The following is a 979-nucleotide window of genomic DNA, read 5'->3' as shown; positions in this document are numbered from 1 at the left end:
CCGGGCGCATTGAGAACTCCCAGGTCGGGGTCTTCCTCGCCTACGCCACAAGCCGGGGGCGGGCGCTGATCGACCGCCGGCTCTACCTGCCGGAACAGTCCTGGTGCGGCGATCCCGAGCGCCGCCGGGCGGCCGGGATACCCGAGGAAGTGCAGTTCGCGACCAAACCCCGCCTGGCCCGGGAGATGATCGCGGCCGCGCTGGATGCCGGGGTGAAGGCACAATGGGTGACCGGCGACGAAGCCTACGGGCAGGACCCTCAGCTTCGCGCCGCCCTGGAGGCACACGGCACCGGCTACGTGATGGCTGTTGCCTGCTCGACACGGGTGCGGATCAACCACGGCCGCACCCCTGCCCGCGCGGACACCGTCGCCGAATACCTGCCCGCCGGCGCCTGGCAGCGGCACAGCGCGGGCAACGGCGCGAAAGGCCCGCGCCACTACGACTGGGCCTGGATCCACATCGGCACCGGCGAACACCGCCACCTGCTCATCCGCCGCAACCGCACCACCGGCGAACTCGCCTTCTACCTGTGCTGGTCACCCGCCACAGTCACCCTCGCGGAACTGGTCCGCGTCGCCGGCATCCGCTGGAGCGTCGAGGAGTGCTTCCAGGCCGCCAAGGGCCAGGTCGGACTCGACCACTACCAGGTCCGCAACTGGACCTCATGGCACCGGCACATCACGCTCGCCATGCTCGCCCTGGCCTTCCTGACCGCCCTCGCCGCCGGCGCAGCCCCCGAGCGACCCGTCCAGCCGGCCCACCCCACCCGCAGCCACCCCCCGATCAGGCTGACCGTCCCGGAGATCCGACACCTACTCGCCGCCGTCTTCAACCCACCAACCGTGTCAGTGGCCAAGCTGCTGCACTGGTCCAACTGGCGGCGACAACACCAGGCGACAGCCCGCCGCAGCCACTACCGACGACGCTCCGGCGACGAACCGACTGGATAGATCACGAAACCGCACTGGAGTACTAG

1 protein-coding gene is annotated in these 979 nt (G+C 70.3%); it reads left to right on the top strand.

Annotated features, from left to right (window positions below; all coding sequences use genetic code 11):
* Window positions 1-953 (top strand): IS701 family transposase (locus ABD198_RS30490; RefSeq protein WP_344007971.1); only part of this gene is annotated, 953 nt, incomplete at its 5' end.
* Window positions 954-979: the final 26 nt, after the last annotated feature.

Origin of the sequence: Streptomyces thermocarboxydovorans, assembly GCF_039524635.1 — a bacterium.
Classification (GTDB): Bacteria; Actinomycetota; Actinomycetes; order Streptomycetales; family Streptomycetaceae; genus Streptomyces; species Streptomyces thermocarboxydovorans.
This window is presented reverse-complemented; position numbering and strand designations above follow the sequence as displayed.